The following is a 23,941-nucleotide window of genomic DNA, read 5'->3' as shown; positions in this document are numbered from 1 at the left end:
TTTTTCAGTTTCCCGCGGCGCGACAGATCGCACCGAACTCATCTGCATTCAGGGAAGCTCCACCAATGAGCCCCCCATCGATATCCGGCATGCCGAACAGTTCGACCGCATTGGCCGCCTTCACGCTGCCGCCGTATAGAAGCCGCACACCTTGCGCGACTTCAGAATTCTCTGCCGCCAACTGAGCGCGGATGGCTGCGTGCACATCCTGCGCCTGTTGCGGCGTAGCAGTCAGTCCGGTGCCAATGGCCCAGACCGGCTCGTAAGCAATGACTGCCTTTGCAAATGCACCAACACCCAGCTCCTCGATGATGCTGCCCAGCTGACGCGAGACAACTTCAAGAGTCTTGCCCGATTCACGTTGCTCCAGGGTCTCCCCTATGCACAACACTGGAATCAAGCCACAAGCCTGTGCCGCTGCGAACTTGCGGTTGAGTGTCCCATCACGCTCGCCCATCATCTGACGGCGCTCGGAGTGCCCGACAAGCACATAGGAACAACCCGCATCTACCAGCTGACTCGGCGAAATCTCGCCGGTCAACGCACCTTGCATGGGCTCCACCGCAGAATTCTGCGCGCCGACCTGAATCGACTTACCTTTCAAGCCATCAACAACCTGGTTGATATGCAAGCAAGGCGGGAAAACCGCAACATCAACACCGCTAGGCAAGGCCAAGTGACGAAGGCCATTGATCAGCTCAGCGACACTAGCGCGGGTACCGTGCATCTTCCAGTTACCAGCTACCATAGTGCGACGCATGCTGTACCTCGTCGGTCAAAGTGGGCGCAGATGTTACCCAACCACATCATCACTGGCAAGCCGAATTCAGGCGCAAATTTCAGTTACCAGTTTTGCCAGGTCTTCGGCATGGCCGCGAACCTGTGTTTCGTCTTCGCCTTCGACCATGACGCGCACCAGAGGCTCTGTGCCGGACTTGCGCAACAGCACCCGTCCACGCCCCGCCATTGCCAGGGTTACGCGCTCGCACGCGTCTTTGACAGCAGGGTGCTCGATCGGGTTTTCGCCACCGGCAAAACGCACATTGAGCAGAACTTGCGGGCACTTACGCAGCGCCTGTCGCGCCTGAGCCAAGCTCTCTTCACGGCGACGCAACGACAACAACACTTGCAGAGCAGCAATAATGGCATCGCCCGTGGTGGTGTGCTGGAAGCAGACAACATGCCCGGAGTTTTCACCCCCCACCTGCCAGTTACGCTCCAGCAGCTCGGCGATCACATACCGGTCACCGACGTTGGCGCGTACAAACGGAATACCCAGTTCAGCCAGAGCGAGCTCAAGCCCAAGATTGCTCATCAATGTGCCGACGACACCACCTTGCAGCTTGTTACGCTCATGCAGGTCGCGAGCAATGATAAACAGCAGGTCATCGCCATCAACCACGGTACCGGTGTGATCCACCATCAACACACGGTCGCCATCGCCATCAAAGGCGATGCCCAGGTCGGCATGCTCAGCCAGAACGGCCGCCTGCAACTGCCCCATGTGGGTGGAACCGCAATTTTCATTGATGTTCAAGCCGTTCGGTTGCGCCGAAAGCACCGTCACGTCCGCACCCAGCTCTTTGAATACACTCGGAGCCACCTTATAGGTTGCACCATGGGCGCAGTCGACAACGATCTTCAGCCCGGCAAAATTGGTACTGCTCGGAACGCTGCTTTTGCAAAATTCGATATAACGGCCTGATGCGTCGTTGATACGCGACACCTTGCCCAGCTTGCTGGACTCAACCACCGTCATCGGTGCATCCAGCAGCTCTTCAATCATCAACTCGATCTCGTCCGGCAACTTGGTGCCCTGGCCCGAGAAGAACTTGATGCCGTTGTCATCGTGGGGATTGTGCGACGCACTGATCACGATCCCGGCTTCAGCGTGAAAGGTACGCGTCAGGTAAGCGATTGCAGGCGTAGGCATTGGCCCCAACAGCATCACATCAGCACCGGCGGCGGACAAACCTGCCTCCAGCGCCGATTCGAACATATAACCCGAAATACGGGTGTCCTTGCCCACCAGAATGCGGCAAGCGCCCATGCTGCGGAACGCCATGCCTGCCGCCCAGCCCAACTTGAGCATGAAATCAGGAGTAATCGGAAATTCGCCGACCCGACCGCGAATACCGTCGGTGCCAAAATATTTTTTAGTCATAAGTGCTCCGTCATTCTTATTCGGCTGATTCTACAGCGGCAATCATACGCACCACATCGACTGTCTCGGCGACATCATGCACGCGCAAAATTCGCGCACCTTTGGTCATGGCAAGCGCAGCAAGCGCCAGTCCGCCGTACAGCCGCTCGCCCACCGGGCGATTCAAGGCCATCCCTATCATGCTCTTGCGCGAAACACCGACCAACAAGGGCCGACCAAGGGCATGCAGGGCTTCCATATGCTTAAAGAGACTCAAATTGTGCTGGAGCGTCTTGGCAAACCCAAAACCGGGATCAAGGATGATCTTTTCGGCAGCGATTCCCGCTGTGGCGCACTGAGCGATTCGTTCGGCGAGAAACCCACTCACTTCACCTACCAGGTCGTCGTAGTGCGGGCTGTCTTGCATGTTGCCGGGCTCCCCCAGCATATGCATCAGGCACACCGGCAGACCGGTTGCCGCCGCTGCATCCAGGGCACCGTCTCGCTGCAGGGAGCGCACATCGTTGATCAGGCCCGCACCCAGGCGCGCCGTTTCACGCATTACCGCCGGCGTAGATGTATCAACCGAGATGATCACATCAAGCTCGCGGGCGATACGCTCAACTATCGGCGCGACGCGCTCCAGCTCCTCCAAGGGAGAAACAACACGTGCTCCCGGACGAGTCGATTCGCCACCAACATCAATCAACGTTGCCCCCGCCAGCACCATAGCCTCGGCGTGACGCAACGCGGCGTCCTGCTGACTGAAACGGCCGCCGTCGGAAAAGGAATCAGGGGTTACATTAAGAATGCCCATGACGTGTGTATGGGCCAAATCAAGAACCCGGTTACCGCAAGGCAACCGGGTGGAGGACGACGCAGAAGTCATTTCAAACCTTAGTGGTCAGCCGCAGGGCCACCGATCGGGGTTTCAGGGCGTTCGTTCTGAACCACTGGCGGGGTGCCAGAGGTGCCTGAACCGCCTTCCCAGTCGCGAGGCTCACGAGGCGTACGACCGGCCATGATGTCGTCGATCTGGTCGGCGTCAATGGTCTCGTACTTCATCAGCGCATCAGCCATGGCATCCAGCTTGTCGCGGTTGTCAGTCAGGATCTGCTTGGCAGTGCCGTAGCACTGATCAATGATGCTGCGCACCTCGGAGTCGATCAGCTTGGCCGTCTCACCGGAGAAGCTGGCGCTTTGACCGCCGCCGCCACGCCCCAGGAACACTTCGCCATCTTCCTCGGCATACATCAATGGACCGAGTTTTTCCGACAAGCCCCACTTGGTCACCATGTTTCGTGCAATCTGGCTGGCACGCATGATGTCGTTGGAGGCACCGGTGGTCACACCGTCAAAGCCCAAGGTCATTTCTTCAGCAATTCGGCCACCGTAAAGCGAGCAGATCTGGCTGATCAGCGCTCGCTTGGAAAGGCTGTAACGATCCTCTTCCGGCAGGAACATGGTGACACCCAGCGCGCGACCACGAGGGATGATCGACACTTTATAGACCGGGTCATGCTCAGGCACAACACGACCCACAATGGCGTGACCGGCTTCGTGATAAGCGGTGTTCTGCTTCTCTTTTTCGGACATGACCATGGATTTGCGCTCGGCGCCCATCATGATCTTGTCTTTTGCCAGCTCGAACTCTTTCATTTCAACGATGCGTTTACCGGTACGGGCCGCGAACAACGAAGCCTCGTTCACCAGGTTGGCAAGGTCTGCACCCGAGAAACCTGGCGTACCACGAGCAATCACGGCAGGCGCCACATCGTCGCCCATCGGTACTTTGCGCATGTGCACTTTCAGAATCTGTTCGCGACCGCGGATATCCGGCAGGCCAACCACGACCTGACGGTCAAAACGACCTGGACGCAGCAGCGCAGGGTCCAGTACGTCAGGACGGTTAGTCGCGGCAATGACGATGATGCCGTCATTCATTTCGAAGCCGTCCATCTCCACCAGCAACTGGTTGAGGGTCTGCTCACGCTCATCGTGACCGCCACCCATGCCAGCACCACGATGGCGACCAACAGCGTCGATTTCATCGATGAAGATGATGCACGGTGCGTGCTTCTTGGCCTGTTCGAACATATCGCGAACACGGCTGGCACCCACACCAACAAACATTTCGACGAAGTCAGAACCGGAAATGGTGAAGAACGGCACTTTGGCTTCGCCGGCAATCGCCTTGGCCAGCAAGGTTTTACCGGTACCCGGAGGACCAACCATCAGTACGCCGCGTGGAATACGGCCGCCCAGGCGTTGGAACTTGCCCGGATCGCGCAGAAACTCGACCAGCTCACCGACCTCTTCCTTGGCTTCGTCGCAACCTGCAACGTCAGCCAGGGTGGTCTTGACCTGATCCTCGGAGAGCAGGCGCGCCTTGCTCTTGCCGAAGCTCATCGGCCCGCCCTTGCCTCCCGCACCGCCTTGCATCTGGCGCATGAAGAACATGAACACGGCGATAATCACCAGGATCGGGAAGCTGGCGACCAGGAGTTGAGTCCAGATGCTCTGCTGCTCAGGCTGCTTGCCTTCAACGACTACGTGGTTATCCACCAGATCGCCGATCAGACCGTTGTCCTGGATAGCCGGACGAATGGTCTTGAAGCTGTCGCCATCGTTGCGTTTGCCGGTGATCACGTAGCCATCAACCGCTACGCGCTCGACCTTGCCATCCTTAACTTGCTGGATGAAGTCGGAATAGTTGAGGGTCTGCGGCTCGTTAGGGCTGGAGAAGTTGTTCATCACCGTCACCAGGACTGCCGCGATGATCAACCACAGGATCAGATTCTTTGCCATATCGTTCAATTAACTACCCTCTGAAGCAAGCTCCGCTACTGGCGCGCGCTTCGCATGATATTCACCGGCCTAACTTACTACATTACCTACAACTCTGGCAGGCGCCGTCTGTAACCCTTTGTGAAACTTTGACTACACAATATTCGTAAAGCTTCGTGACGAAAGCGATATAAAAAAACCTATCGCCTTCCTCGAATTCCTCAAAAACGCTCTTCACTCGCCGCACCTTCAACACCGCGGAAGCCGCGGCACAGCAGGTATTGCTCTCGAGACCTGTCCCGAGAAGAGTCTGGCTTGCGCGTTTGCACCTTGTCGAACAACTTGCGGATGTTCTTGTGGTACTCGTCAAAACCTTCACCTTGGAAGACTTTCACCAAAAAATCACCACCCGGACGCAACACCCGACCCGCCAAATCCAGCGCCAGTTCACACAGGAACATTGCGCGCGGCATATCGACGGCCGGTAATCCACTCATATTGGGGGCCATGTCGGAAATCACAAGGTCTACCTGCGAATTTCCCACTGCCTCGAGGATCTCTGCGAGCACGGCGTCCTGGGTGAAGTCACCGTGAACAAAGGTCACATCCGGGATGCTGTCCATTTCCAGGATGTCGGAAGCGATCAAGCGGCCCTGCCCACCAATCAGACGACTCGTCACCTGGGACCAACCACCAGGGGCCGCGCCAAGATCAATAACGCTCATGCCGGGGCGAATCAATTTGTCCTTGTCCTGGATCTCAAGGAGCTTGTAGCTGGCCCGCGAACGGTACCCGTCCTTTTGCGCCTTTTTGACGTAAGGATCGTTGAAATGCTCTTGCAGCCACTTAAGGCTAGTTTTGGAACGGGCCACGGGCCACCTCGAAAAATAAAACGGGTCGTGATTAACTGGGCGGTCCCGGACTCGCTCGGGTAAACTGGCCGCCGCTTTTTACAAGATCAGACGCAGGGGTCAGATTATGCCGCTCACTCAAGAGCAGAAGAAACAGTACAAATCCATTGGCCACCATCTGAAACCAGTTCTGATTGTGGCAGACAACGGTTTGACTGAAGGTGTGTTAGCCGAACTTGAACGCGCATTGGGCGATCACGAACTGATCAAGATCAAGGTCAACATCCTTGACCGCGAAGCGCGTTTGGCCGCCGTTGCAGAACTGTGCAAGGTCGGCAAAGCGGATCTGGTTCAGGTCATCGGCAAGATGGCGCTGCTGTATCGCAAGAACTTCAGCGTCAACAAGCAACTGTCGAACGTACACCGCTTCAAGTAACAAAAGGGTCACGGGCGTGCTTCGCGCGCCCCGCCACTCCATCCTGGCGCCGGTTGTAAAACCAGCACCAAGCCGGAGAACCCTAGCACAAGATAGCTGAACAGCTGCCAGCGCAACGCTTCCGGCAGCCACGTATGCACCACGCAAAACATTGCGCATGCGTACAGCGCCATCAACAGCAGTTGGCCGCGAATATCCCGCCACAAACTCCCCAAGCCCTCGGCCTTGATCAGCACCAGCACCTGGAGCGTCACGCACGCCGCCGCAAAACCTACCAGCAGCGCGCTGAGCAATCCGTCGATTTCATCGATCAGCAACGGCGCCAGGCCAATCAGGCCCAGCGTCGGCAGTAAACCAATGTGTAACAACCACACGCCGCCCACCCAAAGCATCTGGGCAAGCTGCCAAAGCATGGCGCCCGCACGAAGCGGGCGCCGTCTTTCAGATGTGACGAACTTCAACAATCTCGTACTCGATCACGCCACCGGGCGTTTTCACCGCCACCACATCACCCTCTTCCTTGGCAATCAAGGCGCGAGCAAGAGGCGAACCAACCGAGATCTTGCCGAGTTTGAAGTCAGCTTCGTCCTCGCCGACGATGTGGTAAACAACGCGCTCATCCGTCTCGACGTTGGCGATTTCCACGGTGGTACCGAAAATCACTTTGCCGGTATGCGGGATGGTCGTGACGTCGATGATCACCGCGTTCTGCATACGGCCTTCAATGTCACGGATCCGCGCTTCGACCATACCCTGCTGCTCGCGAGCAGCATGGTATTCAGCGTTTTCCTTCAAGTCACCCAGCTCGCGGGCCGTACCGATGTCCTGGCTCAGCTTCGGACGGACGACCTTGGTCAGATGGGCGTGTTCCTCTTCCAGGGCCTTGGCGCCCTGGACGGTCATTGGGTATTTGGTCATGCCTTCAATCCTGCGTGTAGATCCTGCAAGCGACGCACGGTCTTTTCCGGACCGAACTTGAGCGCTTCGCAGATGGCTTCGCCAGCAGCAATGGTGGTGGTGCAGTAGATCTTGTGCTGCAAGGCATTACGACGGATGGAGTAGGAGTCCGCGATCGACTGGCGACCTTCAGTGGTGTTGATGATCAGAGTGACTTCGTCATTCTTGATCATGTCGACCACGTGCGGACGGCCTTCCGTCACCTTGTTCACGCGACGCACTTTCAGGCCGGCAGCTTCGATCAGCTTGGCGGTCCCGGCGGTGGCCACGACTTCAAAGCCCAAGTTGATCAGATCACGGGCCACGCCTGCAACCAGCGGCTTGTCATCATCACGCACACTGATGAACGCGGTACCGCCGGTCGGCAGCACTTCGCTTGCACCCATCTGGGCTTTGGCGAACGCTTCACCGAAGGTGTCGCCCACGCCCATCACCTCACCGGTGGACTTCATCTCTGGGCCCAGGATCGGGTCCACACCAGGGAATTTGGCGAAGGGGAACACCGCCTCTTTCACGCTGTAGAAGTTAGGAATGATTTCCTTGGTGAAGCCGATTTCCTTCAAGGTCTTACCGGCCATCACACGGGCAGCAATCATCGCCAGAGAAACGCCGATGCACTTGGAAACAAATGGCACGGTACGCGACGCACGCGGGTTGACTTCGATGACGTAGATGTCTTCGCCTTGCAGCGCCAACTGAACGTTCATCAGGCCGACAACGCCCAGCTCCAGGGCCATTTTCTTGACCTGCTCGCGCATCTCGTCCTGGATGTGCGCCGGCAGCGAGTATGGCGGCAGCGAGCATGCGGAGTCACCGGAGTGAACGCCCGCCTGCTCGATGTGCTGCATGATCGCGCCGATCACTACGTCGGTGCCGTCGCAGACAGCATCCACATCCATCTCGATGGCGCAGTTGAGGAAGTGGTCCAGCAGCACCGGGCTGTCGTTGGACACTTTCACCGCATCACGCAGGTAACGCTTGAGTTCTTCTTCTTCGTAGACGATTTCCATCGCACGGCCGCCCAACACGTAGGACGGACGCACCACCAGCGGGTAACCGATCTTGCTGGCTGCGCGGATGGCTTCGTCTTCGCTGCGCACGGTGGCGTTAGGCGGCTGACGCAGACTCAAGCGCTCAACCATCTGCTGGAAGCGCTCACGGTCTTCGGCACGGTCGATGGCGTCAGGGCTGGTGCCGATAATAGGCACGCCGGCTGCTTCCAGGGCGCGAGCCAGTTTCAGCGGAGTTTGGCCACCGTACTGGACGATCACGCCTTTTGGCTTCTCGACGCGGCAGATTTCCAGCACGTCTTCCAGGGTGACCGGCTCGAAGTACAGACGGTCGGAAGTGTCGTAGTCAGTGGAAACGGTTTCCGGGTTGCAGTTGACCATGATGGTCTCGTACCCGTCTTCGCGCAGGGCGAGAGCGGCGTGTACGCAGCAGTAGTCGAACTCGATGCCCTGGCCGATACGGTTTGGACCGCCGCCCAGGATAATGATCTTGTCGCGGCCCGACGGTGCGGCTTCGCACTCCTCCTCATAGGTGGAGTACAGGTACGCAGTGTCGGTGGCGAACTCGGCCGCGCAGGTGTCAACGCGCTTGTAGACCGGGAAGATATCCAACTTGTGGCGATGCGTGCGCAGGTTCTTCTCGGTCACACCCAGCAGCTTGGCCAGACGCTGGTCGGAGAAACCTTTGCGCTTGAGGCGGAACATCAGGTCGCGGTCGATGGAGGACAGACCAAGGGTCTTGACCTTCTCTTCTTCCTTGATCAGATCTTCGATCTGCACCAGGAACCACGGGTCGATCATGTTCATGCCGAAGATTTGTTCGACAGTCATGCCAGCGCGGAAAGCATCGGCCACGTACCAGATACGCTCGGCGCCCGGCACGGTCAGCTCGCGCTTGAGCACGCTCATGCTTTCCGGGTTGCTCAGGTCGAGCTTCTCGTCCAGACCGCAAACACCCACTTCCAGGCCACGCAGGGCTTTCTGCAGGGACTCCTGGAAAGTCCGGCCGATGGCCATGACTTCACCGACGGATTTCATCTGGGTGGTCAGGCGAGCGTCAGCCTTGGCGAACTTCTCGAAGGCAAAACGTGGCAGCTTGGTCACGACGTAGTCGATGGACGGCTCGAAGGATGCCGGCGTAGCGCCGCCAGTGATTTCGTTTTGCAACTCGTCCAGGGTGTAACCGATCGCCAGCTTGGCAGCGATACGCGCAATCGGGAAGCCGGTGGCTTTCGATGCCAGCGCCGAAGAACGCGATACACGCGGGTTCATCTCGATCACGACCATGCGGCCGGTGTCCGGGCAGATACCGAACTGAACGTTGGAACCGCCGGTTTCAACGCCGATCTCACGCAGTACCGCCAACGAGGCGTTACGCATGATCTGGTATTCCTTGTCCGTCAGGGTCTGTGCCGGAGCAACGGTGATCGAGTCACCGGTGTGCACGCCCATTGGGTCGAAGTTTTCGATCGAGCAGACGATGATGCAGTTGTCCTTTTTGTCGCGGACAACCTCCATCTCGTACTCTTTCCAGCCGATCAGGGATTCATCGATCAGCAGCTCTTTGGTCGGCGACAGGTCCAGACCACGGGCGCAGATTTCTTCGAACTCTTCACGGTTGTAGGCGATACCGCCACCGGTGCCGCCCATGGTGAAAGACGGACGGATGATGCACGGGAAGCCCAGCTTCTCGAGGACCGCATTGGCCTCTTCCATGCTGTGGGCGATACCGGAACGCGGGCAATCCAGGCCGATGGACTTCATGGCCTTGTCGAAACGCGAGCGGTCTTCAGCCTTGTCGATGGTGTCGGCGTTGGCGCCGATCATCTCTACGCCGAATTTTTCCAGGACGCCTTCGCGCTCCAGATCCAGGGCGCAGTTCAGTGCGGTCTGGCCGCCCATGGTTGGCAGCAGCGCGTCCGGACGCTCTTTCTCGATGATCTTGGCAACGGTCTGCCACTTGATCGGCTCGATGTAGGTGGCGTCGGCCATGTCCGGGTCGGTCATGATGGTGGCCGGGTTCGAGTTCACCAGGATGACGCGGTAACCCTCTTCGCGCAGGGCTTTACAGGCCTGGGCGCCGGAGTAGTCGAATTCGCAGGCCTGGCCGATCACGATCGGGCCAGCGCCGAGAATCAGGATGCTTTTTATGTCTGTACGTTTTGGCATGGGTTTGTCACTCAAATCCGCAGGTCAGTCGGCAAGCCGTCTTGAACACTCTTTGAAGAGCCTGCGGGGGCCACCGACATTCGGGGCCGCCCGCAGGCCGCTCAGTCAGCGTCGCTTGGCCATCTCATTGATGAAACGGTCGAACAGCGGCGCTACGTCGTTCGGGCCCGGGCTGGCTTCAGGGTGGCCCTGGAAGCTGAACGCGCTCTTGTCGGTGCGCTCGATGCCTTGCAGGGAACCGTCGAACAGCGACTTGTGAATAGCGCGAACATTAGCCGGCAAAGTCGCTTCATCCACCGCAAAACCATGGTTCTGGCTGGTGATCATCACAACGCCAGTGTCCAGGTCTTGCACAGGGTGGTTGGCGCCGTGGTGGCCGTGACCCATTTTCAGGGTCTTGGCGCCGGAGGCCAGGGCCAGCAGTTGGTGACCGAGGCAGATACCGAATACCGGAATCTCGGTTTCCAGCACTTCCTTGATCGCCTTGATGGCGTAGTCGCAAGGCTCGGGGTCACCTGGGCCGTTGGACAGGAACACACCGTCCGGCTGCAGGGCCAGCACGTCGCTGGCCGGGGTTTGCGCCGGCACCACGGTCACGCGGCAACCGCGCTCAACCAGCATGCGCAGGATGTTGTACTTGATCCCGTAGTCGTAGGCGACCACGTGGTATTGCAGGTCGGCAGCGGCGATGGTCTCGTGGCTGTCGGTCTTCAAGTCCCAGACAGTGGAGCGCCACTCGTACTGCTCTTTGGTGCTGACAACTTTCGCCAGGTCCATGCCTTTCAGGCCAGGGAAGCCTTGCGCTGCGGCAATCGCCGCTTCTTCGGAAATATTGTCACCCGCCATGATGCAGCCGTTCTGCGAGCCTTTTTCACGCAGGATGCGTGTCAGGCGGCGCGTGTCGATACCGGCGATTGCCACAACATTGTTGGCTTTCAGGTAATCGGACAGCGACATCGTGTTACGCCAGTTGCTCGCAACCAGCGGCAGGTCACGAATGACCAGACCAGCCGACCAGACACGATCAGACTCGACGTCTTCCGGTGTAGTACCGGTGTTGCCGATGTGCGGATAGGTCAGGGTAACGATCTGTTGGGCGTAGGAAGGATCGGTAAGGATTTCCTGATAGCCGGTCATGGCAGTGTTAAACACTACCTCTCCAACGGTTTGACCGTCGGCTCCAATGGCTTCGCCGCGAAAAATGCTGCCATCAGCAAGGGCGAGTATGGCTGGCTTAGTCAAGAAGACCTCCCGTAAATAAAGCCTGAAAGGGCGATCGCAGGTTGTAAAAAAGCGGAGTGACGTATGGACACGTCACCCCGCTTCTTCACTGAATTATTCTGCGCGCTTTTAGTGGACACACTAAAGCTGTAGCTTACAGAAAAAGGCTTTTTTGGTCCACCGCTAATGAGCCTTAAAGGCAGGGGAATGCGACAGGAAGTCGCTTAGCGGGTAAAAACGGGGCCTAAGGATAATCCTGAGGCCCCGTTTTAGCTACTGATTAGTGCAGATCCAGCACATCACGCATGTCGTACAGCCCCGCTTCACGACCTTCCAACCAGAGGGCGGCACGTACCGCACCCTTGGCGAATGTCATGCGGCTTGAGGCTTTGTGCGTGATCTCAAGGCGCTCGCCTTCGGAGGCGAACAACACAGTGTGATCACCCACCACATCGCCACCGCGCACAGTGGCAAAACCGATGGTGTCACGTGCACGCGCCCCGGTATGACCTTCACGGCCATACACCGCGACTTTCGACAGATCACGCCCCAGCGCATCGGCTATGGCTTCACCCATGCGCAATGCGGTACCCGACGGCGCGTCGATCTTGTGGCGATGATGGGTTTCAATGATCTCGATATCCGCCTCATCACCCAGCACGCGAGCGGCCAGGTCCAGCAACTTGAGCGACAGGTTCACGCCCACGCTGAAATTGGCAGCGAAGACGATTGGAATATCCTTGCCCGCCTCCACCAGCAACTGCTTCTGCTCAGCACTCAAGCCCGTGGTACCGATCACCATGGCTTTGCCCGCCTTGCGGCAGAACGCCAGGTTTTTCAGCATCACCTCCGGCAGGGTGAAATCGATCAGCACGTCGAACTCGTCGGCCACCTGCTCCAGGTTGCCCGACAACGAAACGCCGATGCGCCCCAGCGAGGCCAGCTCACCTGCATCCGCACCGATCAATGTGCTGCCCGGGCGGACAATCGCCGCCGTCAGCCCCGAGGCCGGCGAACGCTGCTGCACCGCTTCAACCAGCGTCTTGCCCATGCGCCCGGCAGCGCCCATTACGGCTATACGTCGCATACTCACTTCCTTACAGGTCGCCGAAGAAGCGCTTCACGCCATCGAAAAAGCCGGTGGTTTTCGGCGAATGGGAGTCATCACCTTCCAACGAACTGCGGAACTCTTCCAGCAGTTCGCGCTGACGACGCCCGAGGTTGACCGGTGTTTCCACCGCCACGCGACACATCAGGTCGCCAGCACCGCCACCGCGTACCGGCGCAACGCCTTTGCCACGAATACGGAACTGTTTGCCGGTCTGCGTACCTTCAGGAATCTTGAGTTTGACCCGACCGTCCAGCGTCGGAATCTCCAACTCGCCACCCAGGGCCGCATCGACAAAGCTGATCGGCACTTCACAGAACAGGTGTTTGCCATCGCGCTGGAAGATCGAGTGCTCGCGCACATTGATCACCACATACAGGTCGCCCGTAGGCCCACCTTGAGTCCCCGCCTCACCTTCGCCCGACAGACGAATGCGATCACCGGTATCGACACCCGCCGGCACCTTCACCGAGAGGGTCTTGTACTCTTCTACGCGGCCTTCGCCGTGGCAGGAGTCGCACGGATCAGAAATGATCTTACCCTGACCATGGCAACGCGGGCAGGTCTGCTGCACCGAGAAGAAGCCCTGCTGCATACGCACCTGGCCGATACCGCCACAGGTTGGGCACGTGATCGGCGAAGAGCCTTTCTTGGCGCCCGAGCCATCGCACGGCTTGCAATTGACCAGCGTCGGCACACGGATATTGACGCTGGTGCCGCGCACGGCTTCTTCCAGGTTCAGCTCCAGGGTGTAGCGCAAATCGCTGCCACGCTGAGCGCCGCCACGCTGGCCGCCACGGCCACCGCCGAAGAAGTCGCTGAATACGTCGCCGAAAATATCGGAGAAATTCTGACCACCAAAGCCAGCACCGCCGCCGCCCATGCTTGGGTCAACACCCGCATGACCATACTGGTCGTAGGCCGCACGCTTGTTGGGATCAGACAGGCACTCGTAGGCCTCATTGGCTTCTTTGAACAGCTCTTCGGATTCTTTGCTATCCGGATTACGGTCCGGGTGGTGCTTCATCGCCAGGCGACGGTAAGCCTTTTTCAGGTCCGCCTCGCTGGAGCCACGCTCCACACCCAACACTTCGTAATAGTCACGCTTTGCCATAAGTCTTTGCACTCTTAAGGACGTTCGGCCAGACCCTCCTGAGCCTTGCCAAACTCGTTGAGCCCCAATACAGGCCCGGACCCAACTCACGTCAATTCAACGATCCTGGTCATAACTGCTTTTAGCCAGGGAGCCGGCCAAAAACGCGGTGACTGTCGCCAGGAAGCAGGAGCATTCCCAGTCACACCGCCAACATCCGAACCTTGTCGCATGTTGTAAAAATTCGCATACCCCAGACACGCCAACGCGGGAGCAAGCTCCCGCGCGGCGACATCCTACCAGTCACCGCTTGATAGCGGTCAACCGGGCGACCAACTTACTTCTGGTCTTTAACTTCTTCGAACTCGGCATCGACAACATCGTCGTGCTTGGCTTCAGGCTCTGCGTGCTGCGCAGCGCCTTCTGCCGGCTGGCCTTGTTCGGCGTACATTTTCTGAGCAACCGGTGCGGAAACTTTCGACAGCTCCTCAACCTTGGCTTCGATGGCAGCCTTGTCGTCGCCTTTGATGGCGGCTTCCAGAGCAACCACAGCTGCTTCGATTGCGGTTTTCTCTTCAGCAGTCACTTTGTCGCCTGCTTCGGAGATCATTTTGCGCGTCGAGTGAACCAGGGCATCGCCTTGGTTACGGGCGCCGGCCAGCTCAGCAAACTTGGCATCTGCATCAGCGTTGGCTTCAGCATCACGAATCATCTGTTGAATTTCTTCATCAGACAGACCGGAGTTGGCCTTGATGGTGATCTTCTGCTCTTTGCCTGTGGCCTTGTCTTTGGCGCCTACGTGCAGAATGCCGTTGGCGTCGATGTCGAAGGTCACTTCAATTTGTGGCACGCCACGTGGTGCTGGTGGAATCTCAGCCAGGTCGAACTTGCCCAGAGACTTGTTCTGCGCCGCTTGCTTACGCTCACCTTGCAGCACGTGAATGGTCACAGCGCCCTGGTTGTCGTCGGCAGTCGAGAACACTTGCGATTTCTTGGTAGGAATCGTGGTGTTTTTCTCGATCAACGCGGTCATCACGCCGCCCATGGTTTCGATGCCCAGAGTCAGCGGGCTGACGTCCAGCAGCAGCACGTCTTTCACGTCACCGGCCAGTACCGCACCTTGGATAGCAGCACCCATGGCAACGGCTTCGTCCGGGTTCACGTCCTTACGGGCTTCTTTGCCGAAGAACTCGGTGACCAGCTTCTGAACCAGTGGCATACGGGTCTGACCGCCAACCAGGATCACGTCGTTGATCGAGCCAACGTCGATACCGGAGTCTTTCAGCGCGATGCGGCAAGGCTCGATGGTGCGTTGAACCAGGTCTTCAACCAGTGCTTCCAGCTTGGAACGCGAGATCTTCACGTTCAAGTGCTTAGGACCGGTGGCGTCTGCAGTGATGTACGGCAGGTTCACGTCGGTCGACTGAGCGGAAGACAGCTCGATCTTGGCTTTCTCAGCGGCTTCTTTCAGGCGCTGCATGGCCAGCGGATCACCCTTGAGGTTCATGCCGCTTTCTTTCTTGAATTCGTCAACGAGGTAGTCGATCAGACGAATGTCAAAGTCTTCGCCGCCCAGGAAGGTGTCGCCGTTGGTGGCCAACACTTCAAACTGGTGCTCGCCGTCAACTTCAGCGATCTCGATCACGGAGACGTCGAAAGTACCGCCACCCAGGTCGTAAACGATCACAGTGTGGTCGCCCTTGGCCTTGTCCATACCGTAAGCCAGAGCCGCTGCGGTAGGTTCGTTGATGATACGTTTTACGTCCAGGCCCGCGATGCGGCCGGCGTCTTTGGTCGCCTGGCGCTGGCTGTCGTTGAAGTAGGCCGGAACGGTGATCACCGCTTCAGTCACTGCTTCACCGAGGTAGTCTTCGGCGGTCTTCTTCATCTTTTTCAAGATTTCAGCCGAGATTTGCGGCGGCGACATTTTCTGGCCGTTTACTTCAACCCAGGCGTCACCGTTGTCAGCCTTGGCGATTTTGTAAGGGACCATCTTGATGTCTTTCTGTACGACTTCTTCGTCGAACTTACGACCGATCAGACGCTTCACCGCGTACAGGGTGTTGTGCGGATTGGTCACAGCCTGACGCTTGGCCGACTGACCGACGAGGATTTCACCGTCGTTGGCGTATGCAATGATCGACGGCGTCGTACGCGCGCCTTCGGCGTTTTCGATAACTTTAGCAACGCCGTTTTCCAGCACGGAGACGCAGGAGTTGGTAGTCCCCAGGTCGATACCGATAATTTTGCCCATGATTTACTCTCCCGAAACTTTAATTTGGTTGCCGCAGCAGTGGTGGCTAACTGCGGTAGCACTTAAACGCTTGACTTATAGATGGGGCCTTTACGACTGATTTCAAGCCTGCTCATCAATAGAAGGTGCAACAGGTGCAGGAGCCTTGCTCACCACCACCATCGCCGGGCGCAACAAGCGACCGTTGAGCTGATAACCCTTCTGGAACACTTTCAATACGCTGTTGGGCTCCAGGTCATGGCTTTCCTGCATGGCCATGGCTTGGTGATGCTCTGCATTGAACGGCTCGCCGCCTTGCGGATCGATAGCTTCCAGCTGATAACGCTTGAGGGTGTCCTGGAACATTTTCAGCGTCAGCTCAATTCCTTCGCGCATCGGGCGGATGTTTTCATCGTCCGGGTTGGACAGCTCAAGGCCACGCTCCAGGCTATCGATAATCGGCAGCAGGTCATTGGCGAATTTTTCCAACGCGAATTTGTGAGCCTTCTCGACATCCTGCTCGGCACGGCGGCGGACGTTCTGCAGATCGGCGGCAACACGCAAAGACTGGTCCTGCGCAGCAGCCAATTGCTCTTCGAGCACTTGCACACGAGTCGCCAGCTCATCACCGGCAGCCGAATTGGCGTCTGGAGTTTGCGTATCCTGCGTCTGTTCGTCAGCCATAGATTTCTCCTTTCAAAATCATGCGCGAACTCAACTCGCGCTTCTGTTCCGGTATATGGGGCCACAATTTCCAGGTTCAAGAGCGCAGGCGTTACCAAAAGTCTTTCGCCTGCTCTGGATCAATTCCTGCGCACTCATTCCTCATTGAGCTAAGAAACTCCCGCAATCAAGCAAATCGAGCTAAGCATCAGGATTGTCAGCCTCAAACAAAACACTGTATAAATAACCAGACCTAACGCCTCGGAGCGGCCGCCATGCTCGTGCACCTGTCTGTACATAACTACGCCATCGTTGAACATCTGGACCTCGAACTGGATCGCGGGATGAGCGTAATCACAGGCGAAACCGGTGCCGGCAAGTCGATCATGCTCGACGCCCTGGGCCTGACGCTTGGCGACCGTGCCGACAGCGGCGTGGTGCGACCCGGTGCGGACAAGGCCGATATCCTGGCGACCTTCGACCTGGCAGACATTCCAGAAGCCGAAACCTGGCTGGCCGAGCGCGATCTTAATAATGAAGGCCCGTGCATCCTGCGCCGGGTCATCACCGCGGAAGGCCGCTCGCGCGGCTACATCAATGGCACGCCCTGCCCTCTTGGCGACTTGAAAGCCCTGGGCGAGCTGCTGATCGATATCCACAGCCAGCACGAACACCAATCCCTGCTGAAAACCGATACCCATCGCCGCCTGCTCGATGAATATGCCGGCGCCACCGACCTGGCCCGGCAGGTACAACTTGCCGCCCAGCGCTGGCGTCAGACTCGTCAGGAGCTGGAGCGTCTTTCCAACTCCGGCGACGAGCAGCGCGCTCGCCATCAGCTGCTTAGCTATCAGCTTGAAGAGCTCGAAAGCCTGGGCCTTGGCGAAACCGAGCTGGAGCAGCTCGAGCAGGAGCACAAGAACCTCACCAATGCCGAAACCCTGCTGGGTATCTGTCGCCAAGTGGTGGAGCAGTGCAGCGAAAGTGATTCGGGCAATGTCCTGAACGCATTGACCGCCAGCCTCAATCGACTGTCCAGCGTGAACAACGCGTCCGGTTCGCTGAGTGAAGCCACAACACTGTTGACCAGCGCACAGATCCAGGTCGAAGAGGCCGTGGGCGAACTGAATCGCTTCCTTGATCACTTCGACGCGGACCCAGCGCGCCTGCAGGAAATCGAAGAACGTCTGGACACTATTTACACCCTGGCCCGCAAACATCGAATTCAGCCAACCGAAGTAGCGACGATGCAGCAGAAGTTGCTGGATGAAATCGAAACCTTGAACGCGAATGACGAATCCATTGAGCGCCTCGGTGACGAGCTCGCCTCCTTTGCTCGCCACTACCAGGAGAAAGCTCGCGAATTAAGCGAGCTGCGCCAGCAGGCGGCCACAGGCCTGGCCGCAGCGGTAGAGCAGGAAATTCAGCGCCTCGGCATGCCGGGCGGGCGCTTCACCATCGAACTGCATGCCAACACCAGCAATGAGCTGCAACCCCACGGCCTGGAACAGGTGGAGCTGCTGGTGAGCGCCAACCCCGGTCAGCCGCTCAAGGCGTTGGCGAAAGTGGCGTCTGGCGGCGAGCTGTCGCGAATCAGCCTGGCGATCCAGGTCATTACCGCGCAAACCTCGCGGGTACCCACACTGGTATTCGATGAAGTAGACGTGGGTATCGGCGGGCCGACTGCGGAAATTGTTGGCCAATTGCTGCGCCGCCTGGGCGAACGTGGTCAGGTCTTGACCGTGACCCACTTGCCGCAAGTGGCCGCTCAAGGGCATCAGCACCTGTTTGTACATAAAGTACGCGGCAGCGATGCAACCCACACGGCCGTCTCCAAACTGAACAAGCCGGAACGTGTGGAAGAGGTGGCGCGGATGCTGGGCGGGATCGACCTGACCAAAGAGTCTTTGGCCCACGCGAAGAAAATGGTCGTGGCAGCCAAGGCCTAAAACCCGGTTATTTCTTCTATTTAGAAAGCACGAAGGCGACCCTAGGGTCGCCTTCAATCGTTTTGCAGAGCAAATCTGCGTCGATTTTTACTTTTTCTTACGGATGTACAGCACCAGATTATGGTCCACCAAATCGAAACCATGCTCTTCGGCGATAGCCTTCTGGAGCTTCTCGATTTCCGGACTGGTGAACTCGATAACCTCGTTGGTATCCAGGTCAACCATGTGGTCGTGATGACCACCGTCAGCCAATTCGAACACCGCATGACCGCCGTCGAAATTATGACGAACCACCAGCCCTGCGGCTTCAAACTGGGTCAGCACACGGTAAACCGTGGCCAGGCCAACGTCCTCGTTAGACTCCATCAGCGCCTTGTAAACATCCTCGGCACTCATGTGGCGCTGCTCAGCAGAATCGAGCATTTGTAGAATCTTGACTCGTGGCAGAGTCACTTTAAGACCGGCTTTGCGTAGTTCGCTATTTTCAACCATGGTTAGCTTTCTCGCGGATGCTGCTTCGCAGCTTCTCTTAATACGGGTATGATCGGCGTTTACGTTGTCCCAGCCAAGATAGTGGAAGTCGCCCACCGATGCAAAACACCAAGCTCTTGCTAACCAGTTTCACCCTTGTGGGACTGCTCGCACTCGCCGGTTGTTCATTCCCCGGGGTTTACAAAATCGACATCCAGCAGGGCAATGTCGTCACGCAGGACATGATAGACCAGTTACGCCCGGGAATGACCCGACGGCAAGTACGGTTTATTATGGGCAACCCCCTGCTGACCGACACTTTTCATGCCGATCGCTGGGATTATCTCTACAGCATCCAGCCTGGTGGCGGTGAACGCCAGCAGGAACGCGTCAGTGTCATCTTCAATGGCAATGACCAGCTTGTCAGCCTGTCCGGTGACTTCATGCCTGGCGTAAGCCGTGATGAAGCCTTGCTGGGCAAGGACAACGGCACCAATGTGACTGCGCCCGCGCAGGAAGCAGAAAAGCCTAAGTCTGAAGTGCCGGCCAAGCCAGGCTCCTTGCTGGATCAGATCCAGAAGGACGTGGACGGCGTGCAAACCGTTCCAGTCCCGACGCCTCAGCCTCTGGACACCGGCCCGCAGTAAGTTTGCGGCGCTCGATAAAAAGCCCGGCATGCCGGGCTTTTTGTTGCCTGCCTTTTAGCAGGGAGTCATGAAATTTTCTGCCGGGCTATCGCCGCCTTGGCCGCGCGCAGCCTGCGCACTTCCTTGGGGTCTGCCAGCAAGGGCCGGTAAATCTCGATACGGTCACCCGGCTGCACAGCGCGCGTATCCGCATCCGTAACTACCTTGCCGAATATGCCCAAAGGGCAATCAGCCAAGACTACTGTTGGAAAGTGCACTGCGATACCCGACGCCAGCACCGCAGCCCTCAGGCTTGTGCCCGCCGGCACAGTGACCGCCAACAAGACCTGACGGTCTTCGGCGGCATACACCACCTCAATCTCAACCATGCAGTTGCTTGGCCCGCTGGCAGAATGCGTCCACCAGCGTATTGGCCGCCTGGTTGAACAAAGGCCCCAACGTTGCCCGCACAATCGGCCCCGCATAATCAAAGGACAGGTCCAGGCTGATCTTGCAGGCCTTGTCAGTCAGCGCCTTGAACACCCATACCCCATGAAGCTGGGTGAACGGCCCCTCTTGCAAATTCATTTCGATGGATTGCCCAGGGACCAACACATTGCGCGTAACAAAATGCTGGCTGAGGCCGCCCTTCGCCACACCGACACTGGCAACCATGTGCTCATCACTGCTCTCCAGCACCTCGGCGGTGTTGCACCATGGCAGGAATTCCGGGTAACGCGCCACGTCGTTGACCAGGTCATAGAGCGCCTGCGCCGGATAAGGCAATAAAGCCGAACGTTGAATATGCGTCGTCATGTGAGCGTTACTTCCACTGCTGAGGCAAACATCGCGAAAGAACAGCCCGATCCGCGAGAGAAAAAAACCAAAGAACTGCCGGTATTGTCCGGGATTCGTCCAACACGCTCAAGCACGCAGGTTGACCGTAGCCGACACGCTCGCAACTCCCTATAATGCCGCCCCTATGGCTAAACAAAAGAAACACCCCACAGGGACCATCGCGCAAAATAAAAAGGCGCGACACGATTACTTCATCGAACATCGGTTCGAGGCTGGTCTGGTCCTGGCCGGCTGGGAAGTAAAAAGTCTGCGCGCCAGCAAGCTGCAACTGGTCGACAGCTACGTATTGCTCAAGGATGGCGAGGCATGGCTGCTCGGCAGTCATATCACCCCGCTGACCACCGCGAGCACCCACGTGATTGCTGACCCGGTGCGCACGCGCAAGCTGTTGCTCAACGCCCGCGAACTCGAAAAGCTCGCCGCCGCTGTACAGCAGAAAGGCTATGCCTGCATCTGCCTGTCGTGGTACTGGAGCAAGCACCTGGTCAAGTGCGAGATCGCATTGGGCAAGGGTAAAAAGGAATACGACAAGCGCGATACCGAGCGCGAGCGCGATTCCAATCGTGAGCTGCATCGCGCCGTACGCAACAAGGGCAAGGAAGAATAATCCTTGTGACGATGTAGCCCTGGGTGACTCACCCGGGCTACAGGCCTTTACGTCGCTCCGCCCGCGCCACGCGCTGGACCTCCTGACGCACCTCCTCCAACACCTCCTGCACATACAGCAGATGGCGTGTTGAAACCTCACGCGCCTGCTCGGCCCGCCCCTCGATAATCGCCAGGTACAAATCCCGGTGCTGACTGATCAGCATGTCGCGGGTTTCCGTACGCTGTTGATACATGCCACCGATGTTGGTCACCACGTTGCGCTTGAGCAGATCAAACAAGCCGCGGATGGTGTGCAGCAACACCGCATTATGGCTGGCCTCGGCGATAGCCAAGTGAAACCTCGCATCCGCCGCACCCTCCTCCACCCGACTCACTTCATCAACGCGCGTGTAGCAATCCTGTAATGCCTCAAACGCTGCAGTCAGCCGCTCACGATCAACTTCGGTGGCGCGCTGTGCGGCGTAAAAAGCACACGATGCTTCAAGCGTCTGGCGAAACTCCAGCAAATCCCGCTGGGCCTCGGGGTTATTTTCCAGCAGGTGCAGCAGCGGGTCGCTGAACGTCGACCCCAGGGAGTCCGCCACATAGTTGCCGCCGCCCTGGCGACTGACCAGCAACCCCTTGGCCGCCAGCTTCTGGATCGCCTCGCGCAACGATGGGCGCGACACGCCAAATTGCTCAGCCAACGCGCGCTCGGCCGGCAAGCGCTCGCCCGACTTCAACGTGCCCTCGAGGATCATGCCCTCAAGCTGCTCGACGATATCGTCAGACAGACGGCGCTGACGCACCTGATCAAACCCCATAACTCACTCTCCACAATCCCGACCACTCGCCGGGCCCTCTATTCTGGCCTATCGCCGCGCTTGCGGCACCTATCAGAACGCCCTCGATTTACCCGAGCAGAACCTCTGCGCCGCCCAGCTACGACCAAAGTTTCGCGAGCGGCAAATTGACACACCCCATCCCAGGCTTTTACTCTAGCCAACAGCAACTGTAAATTGGTATTACCAATTACCCACGCTGACCTAACAACAACAATCAGGGGCCACCCCATATGCAAACCTGGCAACAGTTCTACAGCCCGCTCGGCAGCCTCGGCCTGTCCGCATTGGCCGCCGTCATTCCAATCGTATTTTTCTTCCTGGCCCTGGCCGTGTTTCGCCTCAAAGGCCACATCGCCGGGAGCATCACCTTGGGGCTGTCGATCCTGGTGGCTATCTTTGCCTTCCAGATGCCCGTGGACATGGCACTGGCCGCCGCCGGTTATGGCTTTGCCTACGGCCTGTGGCCTATCGCGTGGATCATCGTCGCGGCCGTGTTCCTCTACAAACTGACGGTCAAGAGCGGCCAGTTCGAGATCATCCGCAGCTCAGTGCTGTCGATTACCGACGACCAGCGCCTGCAAGTGCTGCTGATCGGTTTCTGCTTCGGCGCGTTCCTCGAAGGCGCGGCCGGCTTCGGCGCACCTGTGGCGATCACCGCCGCCCTGCTGGTCGGCCTGGGTTTCAACCCGTTGTACGCCGCCGGTCTGTGCCTGATCGCTAACACGGCGCCGGTGGCCTTCGGCGCGCTAGGTATTCCGATCATCGTCGCAGGCCAGGTCACCGGCATTGACGCATTCAAGATCGGCGCCATGACCGGCCGCCAACTGCCCCTGCTGTCACTGTTCGTGCCGTTCTGGCTGGTGTTCATGATGGACGGCCTGCGTGGTGTTCGTGAAACCTGGCCGGCCGCCTTGGTGGCAGGCCTGAGCTTTGCCGTTACCCAATACTTCACTTCCAACTTCATCGGCCCGGAGCTGCCGGACATCACTTCCGCGCTGGCCGCCCTGATAGCCCTGACCTTGTTCCTGAAAGTCTGGCAGCCCACGCGCACCGCGGGCGCGCAGATTGCCGGCGCGACGTCCAGCGCCGCAGTTACCGCCAGTGCCGGCGGCTTCGGCCAACCACGCCAAACGGTCGCTTCGCCCTACAGCCTGGGGCAGATTTTCAAAGCCTGGTCGCCGTTCCTGATCCTGACCATCCTGGTCACCCTTTGGACCCTCAAACCTTTCAAGGCAATGTTCGCGGCAGGCGGTTCGATGTACAGCTGGGTCTTCAACTTCGCGATCCCGCACCTGGACCAGTTGGTGATCAAGGTCGCCCCGATCGTCACCACCCCAACAGCGATTCCAGCCGTGTTCAAACTGGACCCCATTTCAGCCACCGGCACGGCGATTTTCTTCTCCGCACTCGTGTCGATGCTGGTGCTCAAGATCAACGCAAAAACTGGTCTGACCACTTTAAAAGAGACCTTCTACGAGCTGCGCTGGCCGATCCTCTCGATTGGCATGGTGCTGGCGTTTGCCTTCGTCACCAACTACTCCGGCATGTCCTCGACCATGGCGCTGGTGCTGGCCGGAACCGGTGCTGCATTCCCGTTCTTCTCGCCATTCCTTGGCTGGCTGGGCGTTTTTCTGACAGGCTCTGACACATCCTCCAATGCCCTGTTCAGCTCGCTGCAAGCCACCACTGCTCACCAGATCGGCGTCAACGACGTGCTATTGGTTGCCGCCAATACCAGCGGCGGTGTGACCGGCAAGATGATCTCGCCGCAGTCGATCGCCGTCGCCTGCGCCGCCACCGGCCTGGTGGGCAAGGAATCCGATCTGTTCCGCTTTACCCTCAAGCACAGCCTGTTTTTTGCCACCATCGTCGGGCTGATCACGCTGGCGCAGGCCTACTGGTTCACCGGTATGCTGGTGCACTGAAACCTGCA

22 protein-coding genes are annotated in these 23,941 nt (G+C 58.2%); 5 read left to right on the top strand and 17 right to left on the bottom strand.

The features are described from left to right. Positions 1-4: 4 nt before the first annotated feature. The 5 genes from tpiA to rlmE all read right to left on the bottom strand — a co-directional run bounded on the left by tpiA (position 5) and on the right by rlmE (position 5,802). The gene (gene tpiA / locus NTD89_RS16300; RefSeq protein ID WP_003194193.1) at positions 5-760 is read right to left on the bottom strand and encodes a triose-phosphate isomerase; all 756 of its coding nucleotides are present in this window, start codon (positions 758-760) and stop codon (positions 5-7) included. A 66-nt stretch (positions 761-826) separates the two neighbouring features. Beyond that, positions 827-2,164 (bottom strand): phosphoglucosamine mutase, encoded by a 1,338-nt coding sequence (glmM, locus tag NTD89_RS16295; RefSeq protein ID WP_145162150.1) that lies wholly within the window; start codon positions 2,162-2,164, stop codon positions 827-829. A gap of 16 nt (positions 2,165-2,180) precedes the next feature. Next, positions 2,181-3,032 (bottom strand): dihydropteroate synthase, encoded by an 852-nt coding sequence (gene folP, locus NTD89_RS16290; RefSeq protein WP_262208602.1) that lies wholly within the window; start codon positions 3,030-3,032, stop codon positions 2,181-2,183. 8 nt (positions 3,033-3,040) lie between these two features. Next, positions 3,041-4,951: an ATP-dependent zinc metalloprotease FtsH gene (gene ftsH, locus NTD89_RS16285; protein ID WP_106579257.1), complete on the bottom strand. Its 1,911-nt coding sequence runs from the start codon at positions 4,949-4,951 to the stop codon at positions 3,041-3,043. A 200-nt stretch (positions 4,952-5,151) separates the two neighbouring features. Continuing rightward, a complete protein-coding gene (gene rlmE / locus NTD89_RS16280; RefSeq protein ID WP_034117848.1) occupies positions 5,152-5,802 on the bottom strand; it encodes a 23S rRNA (uridine(2552)-2'-O)-methyltransferase RlmE in 651 nt (216 codons plus the stop codon). A 106-nt stretch (positions 5,803-5,908) separates the two neighbouring features. On the opposite strand from rlmE, the gene NTD89_RS16275 reads away from it, so the two are divergent. Continuing rightward, positions 5,909-6,217 (top strand): YhbY family RNA-binding protein, encoded by a 309-nt coding sequence (locus tag NTD89_RS16275; protein WP_106579258.1) that lies wholly within the window; start codon positions 5,909-5,911, stop codon positions 6,215-6,217. Between the two features lie 8 nt (positions 6,218-6,225). Here NTD89_RS16275 and NTD89_RS16270 read toward each other — a convergent pair whose 3' ends face one another. The 8 genes from NTD89_RS16270 to grpE form a co-directional block, all read right to left on the bottom strand. Then, a complete protein-coding gene (locus tag NTD89_RS16270) occupies positions 6,226-6,630 on the bottom strand; it encodes an MFS transporter (protein ID WP_106579259.1) in 405 nt (134 codons plus the stop codon). 28 nt (positions 6,631-6,658) lie between these two features. Continuing rightward, positions 6,659-7,135 carry a transcription elongation factor GreA gene (greA, locus tag NTD89_RS16265; protein WP_083356716.1) on the bottom strand — a complete coding sequence of 159 codons (477 nt, stop codon included), beginning with the start codon at positions 7,133-7,135 and terminating at the stop codon, positions 6,659-6,661. Further along, a complete protein-coding gene (gene carB / locus NTD89_RS16260; protein WP_145162157.1) occupies positions 7,132-10,353 on the bottom strand; it encodes a carbamoyl-phosphate synthase large subunit in 3,222 nt (1,073 codons plus the stop codon). The genes greA and carB overlap by 4 nt, the downstream gene beginning before the upstream one ends. 105 nt (positions 10,354-10,458) lie before the next feature. Continuing rightward, positions 10,459-11,595 carry a glutamine-hydrolyzing carbamoyl-phosphate synthase small subunit gene (gene carA, locus NTD89_RS16255; RefSeq protein ID WP_124418491.1) on the bottom strand — a complete coding sequence of 379 codons (1,137 nt, stop codon included), beginning with the start codon at positions 11,593-11,595 and terminating at the stop codon, positions 10,459-10,461. A 259-nt stretch (positions 11,596-11,854) separates the two neighbouring features. Next, on the bottom strand, positions 11,855-12,661 hold the full coding sequence (gene dapB, locus NTD89_RS16250; protein ID WP_145162164.1) for a 4-hydroxy-tetrahydrodipicolinate reductase: 807 nt from the start codon (positions 12,659-12,661) through the stop codon (positions 11,855-11,857). A 10-nt stretch (positions 12,662-12,671) separates the two neighbouring features. Then, on the bottom strand, positions 12,672-13,796 hold the full coding sequence (gene dnaJ, locus NTD89_RS16245) for a molecular chaperone DnaJ (protein ID WP_119741042.1): 1,125 nt from the start codon (positions 13,794-13,796) through the stop codon (positions 12,672-12,674). A gap of 316 nt (positions 13,797-14,112) precedes the next feature. After that, positions 14,113-16,029, bottom strand: a complete 1,917-nt coding sequence (gene dnaK, locus NTD89_RS16240) for a molecular chaperone DnaK (protein WP_106579264.1) — start codon at positions 16,027-16,029, stop codon at positions 14,113-14,115. A gap of 102 nt (positions 16,030-16,131) precedes the next feature. Then, positions 16,132-16,692 (bottom strand): nucleotide exchange factor GrpE, encoded by a 561-nt coding sequence (gene grpE, locus NTD89_RS16235; protein WP_017139264.1) that lies wholly within the window; start codon positions 16,690-16,692, stop codon positions 16,132-16,134. 254 nt (positions 16,693-16,946) lie between these two features. On the opposite strand from grpE, the gene recN reads away from it, so the two are divergent. Then, entirely contained in the window at positions 16,947-18,620 is a 1,674-nt protein-coding gene (recN, locus tag NTD89_RS16230; protein WP_262208601.1) for a DNA repair protein RecN, read from the top strand. A gap of 87 nt (positions 18,621-18,707) precedes the next feature. On the opposite strand, the gene fur is transcribed toward recN, so the two are convergent. After that, positions 18,708-19,112: a ferric iron uptake transcriptional regulator gene (gene fur, locus NTD89_RS16225; protein WP_024077449.1), complete on the bottom strand. Its 405-nt coding sequence runs from the start codon at positions 19,110-19,112 to the stop codon at positions 18,708-18,710. Positions 19,113-19,210: 98 nt separating this feature from the next. Here fur and NTD89_RS16220 point away from each other — a divergent pair, with 98 nt between their 5' ends. Continuing rightward, complete coding sequence (locus tag NTD89_RS16220) at positions 19,211-19,738, top strand: outer membrane protein assembly factor BamE (protein WP_106579266.1); 528 nt, start codon at positions 19,211-19,213, stop codon at positions 19,736-19,738. Between the two features lie 65 nt (positions 19,739-19,803). On the opposite strand, the gene NTD89_RS16215 is transcribed toward NTD89_RS16220, so the two are convergent. Together NTD89_RS16215 and NTD89_RS16210 are read right to left on the bottom strand one after the other, a co-directional pair. Further along, positions 19,804-20,106 (bottom strand): RnfH family protein, encoded by a 303-nt coding sequence (locus tag NTD89_RS16215; protein WP_262208600.1) that lies wholly within the window; start codon positions 20,104-20,106, stop codon positions 19,804-19,806. Further along, positions 20,099-20,533 (bottom strand): type II toxin-antitoxin system RatA family toxin, encoded by a 435-nt coding sequence (locus NTD89_RS16210; RefSeq protein WP_124418492.1) that lies wholly within the window; start codon positions 20,531-20,533, stop codon positions 20,099-20,101. The genes NTD89_RS16215 and NTD89_RS16210 overlap by 8 nt, the downstream gene beginning before the upstream one ends. A gap of 166 nt (positions 20,534-20,699) precedes the next feature. Between NTD89_RS16210 and smpB the strand changes: the two genes are divergently transcribed. Continuing rightward, positions 20,700-21,182: an SsrA-binding protein SmpB gene (gene smpB / locus NTD89_RS16205; protein ID WP_003176160.1), complete on the top strand. Its 483-nt coding sequence runs from the start codon at positions 20,700-20,702 to the stop codon at positions 21,180-21,182. A 37-nt stretch (positions 21,183-21,219) separates the two neighbouring features. Here the strand turns inward: smpB and NTD89_RS16200 are convergent, their stop codons facing one another. Then, complete coding sequence (locus tag NTD89_RS16200; protein ID WP_242200392.1) at positions 21,220-21,987, bottom strand: FCD domain-containing protein; 768 nt, start codon at positions 21,985-21,987, stop codon at positions 21,220-21,222. A 251-nt stretch (positions 21,988-22,238) separates the two neighbouring features. Between NTD89_RS16200 and NTD89_RS16195 the strand changes: the two genes are divergently transcribed. Then, complete coding sequence (locus NTD89_RS16195) at positions 22,239-23,933, top strand: lactate permease LctP family transporter (RefSeq protein ID WP_262208599.1); 1,695 nt, start codon at positions 22,239-22,241, stop codon at positions 23,931-23,933. Positions 23,934-23,941 lie beyond the last annotated feature (8 nt).

It is taken from the genome of Pseudomonas sp. 14P_5.3_Bac1 (assembly GCF_025466135.1).
Classification (GTDB): domain Bacteria; phylum Pseudomonadota; class Gammaproteobacteria; order Pseudomonadales; family Pseudomonadaceae; genus Aquipseudomonas.
This window is presented reverse-complemented; position numbering and strand designations above follow the sequence as displayed.